Source organism: Protofrankia sp. Cr2, assembly GCF_963555885.1.
In the GTDB taxonomy this organism is placed as follows: domain Bacteria; phylum Actinomycetota; class Actinomycetes; order Frankiales; family Frankiaceae; genus Protofrankia.
On record NZ_CAUVXG010000045.1, the window covers coordinates 16,785 to 19,903 of the forward strand.

Below are 3,119 nucleotides of genomic sequence, written 5' to 3' on the forward strand. Positions count from 1 at the left end.
ATGCCGGGGTTGACGTCTTCGTCGCCGGTACCGCTGTCTACGGTGCGCAGGACCCGGCGGCGGCGGTCGAGTCACTGCGCGCGCAGGCGCTGGCGGCATCCCCGCGGCTGGTCGCACCCGGCGTGCCGACGGCCTGACCGCCATGTCAATGGTGAGCGACCCCGAGCGGATCGGGCGCCGCTCGGGCATCGGTGCCAGCGGCATCATCCGATGCGCAGGCCGGGCGTTCCCGCGCCCATGCGGCTTTCATGTGCAAGACTCGGACAGGTAGTTGCAGTAGCACGCGCGCTCCGGGGTCGGTGAAACTCCGAGCCGGCGGTGACAGTCCGCGACCCGTCCGCAGCCAGCGGCCGGTGGACCCGGTGAAATTCCGGGACCGACGGTGAAAGTCCGGATGGGAGGACGCGCGCGGGCGTGTGCCGTCCGGCGGTTCTCACTGTCGCCTACGGTCCGTCCGGCGCCCATGCGCCGGTGACGTCCCGCGTGCTCACCCCTGTCTCGGACGTGGTGCCGACACAAGGGGGCACGCCAGTAATGTTCACCGGAATCGTCGAGGAACTCGGTGTCGTCGCGGCCGTCGAGCCGCTTCCCGCCTCGGCTCGACTTGTCATCGGCGCCACCACCGTCCTTGCGGACATCAGCGAGGGCGCGTCCATTGCGGTCAACGGGGTCTGCCTGACCGTCACCAGTTGGGTTTCCCATGATGGTGGGCAGGCGTTCGTCGCTGACGTCATGCAGGAGACCCTCAACCGTTCGGCTCTCGCCGGCCTGTCCGTCGGGGACGCCGTCAACCTGGAACGCGCCGTGCGTCTGGCCGACCGCCTCGGCGGCCATCTCGTGCAGGGGCATGTCGACGGCGTCGGCGTGGTGCTCGACCGTCGGCGGGAGACCCACTGGGAGCTCGTGCGAATCAGCCTGCCGCCGGGGCTGGACCGCTATCTCGTCGAGAAGGGGTCCATCACCGTGGACGGCGTCAGCCTGACGGTGGTGGACGTGACCGCGTCGACGTCGACGGCAGGATCATCCCCGGCCTCATTCACCGTGAGCCTGATTCCCACGACGTTGCGGACGACGACCCTTGGCCGTCGAGTGGTGGGGGACCGGGTGAACCTCGAGGTCGACGTCCTGGCGAAGTACATCGAGAAACTCGTCGCCGTCGGTGACATGGCCGGCGCGGGTCGCATCGTGAGCCCCGCGGCAACCGCCACCCTCACCCCCACGATTGCGAACGGGAACGGACAACCGTCATGACCGGACCCCGGACAGCCGGCGACACCCGCCTGGCCTCCATTGACGACGCGGTGGCCCAGATCGCGGCCGGCCGGCCTGTCATCGTCGTCGACGACGCCGACCGCGAGAACGAAGGCGACCTTATCTTTGCGGCCGAGCTGGCCACGCCGGAGCTGCTGGCGTTCACGATCCGCTACACATCCGGTGTGATCTGCGTGCCGATGGCCGGTGCCGACCTGGATCGGCTGGCTCTCGATCAGATGGTCCCGCACAACACCGAGCGGATGGGCACGGCGTTCACCGTCTCCGTCGACGCCCGCGACGGGGTGACGACCGGCATTTCAGCCGCTGACCGGGCCCACACGATCGGACTGCTGGCCGATCCTGGGACCACCGCCGCCGACATCACCAGGCCCGGCCACATCTTCCCGTTGCGGGCGAAGGCTGGTGGGGTCCTGCGCCGCCCCGGCCACACCGAGGCGGCGGTGGATCTGGCCCGGATGGCGGGGTTGCGTCCGGCCGGGGTCATCTGTGAGATCGTCAACGACGACGGGACCATGGCCCGGTTGCCGGAACTGATGCGGTTCGCCGCCGAACACAGTCTTTTGATCATCTCGATCGCAGATATGGTGGCATACCGGCGCCGCAGCGAACGGCATGTCGAGCGGGTCGCCGAGGCGACCATCCCGACCCGGCACGGACAATTCCGGGCGTTGTGCTATCGCAGCATCATCGATGGCACCGAGCACGTGGCCCTGGTCAAGGGCGACATCGCTGACGGCCGCGATGTCCTGGTGCGGGTGCACAGCGAGTGCCTCACCGGTGACGTCTTCGGCTCACGGCGCTGCGACTGCGGAACTCAGCTCGACGCCGCGCTGCGCATGATCTCCCTTGAGGACAGGGGGGTGGTGCTCTACATGCGAGGCCACGAGGGCCGTGGTATCGGCCTGGGCCACAAGCTTCGTGCCTACGAGTTGCAGGACGCCGGGCACGACACCGTGGACGCCAACCTCGCGCTCGGCCTGCCCGCCGACGCCCGTGACTACGGCACAGGTGCCCAGATCCTGGTCGACATCGGTGTCCGGGCGATGCGTCTGCTGTCCAACAACCCGACCAAAAGGGCCGGGCTGGAGGGCTATGGTCTGGAGATCGTCGAGCGGGTGGGACTCCCGGTGACCTTCACCCCCGAGAACCTGGGCTACCTCACGACCAAAAGGGACCGGATGGGACACGATCTGCCGGGTTTGCCAGGTCCGCTCACGGCGGTGGGTGCCCGTGCCGATGTGCCGCATCATCGTGTCCCGCCGAAGGGACCCGTGGACACCGACCTGCTGGAGGGCCAAAGGGTGCGCGACGATCGTCAGATCGCGCGCCCGGAGGCCGCAGTCCTGGCAGCACTGATGGCGGACGCGTGTCCGGGGGAGTCGGCGTGAGCGGCACGGGCTCGCCGGCTGGGTCCGTCCCCCACGGCGCCGGTCTGCGGCTGGCTGTGGTGGCGGCCCGGTGGCACAGCGAGATCGCCGATGCCCTGCTGGACGGGGCGCTGCGGGCCGCCAAGGACGCCGGCGTCGCCTCGCCGACGGTGGTCCGGGTGCCCGGCGCGGTGGAACTCCCCGTCGTCGCCGCGGCGCTCGCCGCCGACCATGACGCGGTGGTGGCGTTGGGAGTGGTGATCCGCGGCGGGACCCCGCACTTCGACTACGTCTGCCAGTCGGTGACCGCCGGGCTCACCCGGGTGGCTCTCGATACCGGTGTCCCGGTCGGGTTCGGCGTCCTGACCTGTGACACGGTCGAGCAGGCGCGGGATCGCGCGGGTCTGCCCTCCTCCGGCGAGGACAAGGGCCGGGAAGCCGCTTTCGCCGCGCTGACGACCGCGACTGTCCTGCGGG

The 3,119-nt window shown here is 69.8% G+C and carries 3 protein-coding genes, 1 pseudogene and 1 riboswitch; all 4 genes and pseudogenes read left to right on the plus strand.

Going from position 1 to position 3,119, the window contains the following annotated elements; all coding sequences use genetic code 11:
- Window positions 1-137, plus strand: a pseudogene (locus U9978_RS18080) (ribulose-phosphate 3-epimerase); the annotation flags it as partial.
- A gap of 144 nt (window positions 138-281) precedes the next feature.
- A riboswitch (FMN riboswitch) is annotated at window positions 282-410 on the plus strand.
- Between the two features lie 124 nt (window positions 411-534).
- The gene (locus U9978_RS18085; protein WP_322762334.1) at window positions 535-1,251 is read left to right on the plus strand and encodes a riboflavin synthase; all 717 of its coding nucleotides are present in this window, start codon (window positions 535-537) and stop codon (window positions 1,249-1,251) included.
- Complete coding sequence (locus tag U9978_RS18090; RefSeq protein WP_322762316.1) at window positions 1,248-2,663, plus strand: bifunctional 3,4-dihydroxy-2-butanone-4-phosphate synthase/GTP cyclohydrolase II; 1,416 nt, start codon at window positions 1,248-1,250, stop codon at window positions 2,661-2,663. The genes U9978_RS18085 and U9978_RS18090 overlap by 4 nt, the downstream gene beginning before the upstream one ends.
- Window positions 2,660-3,119, plus strand: a 460-nt coding sequence (ribH, locus tag U9978_RS18095; protein ID WP_322762317.1) for a 6,7-dimethyl-8-ribityllumazine synthase, incomplete at its 3' end; no start/stop codon positions are given. The genes U9978_RS18090 and ribH, both read left to right, overlap by 4 nt.

Coding starts and splice junctions, on each gene's coding strand:
- U9978_RS18085 (WP_322762334.1), top strand. CDS start 535: ATGTTCACCGGAATCGTCGAGGAACTCGGTGTCGTCGCGGCCGTCGAG.
- U9978_RS18090 (WP_322762316.1), top strand. CDS start 1,248: ATGACCGGACCCCGGACAGCCGGCGACACCCGCCTGGCCTCCATTGAC.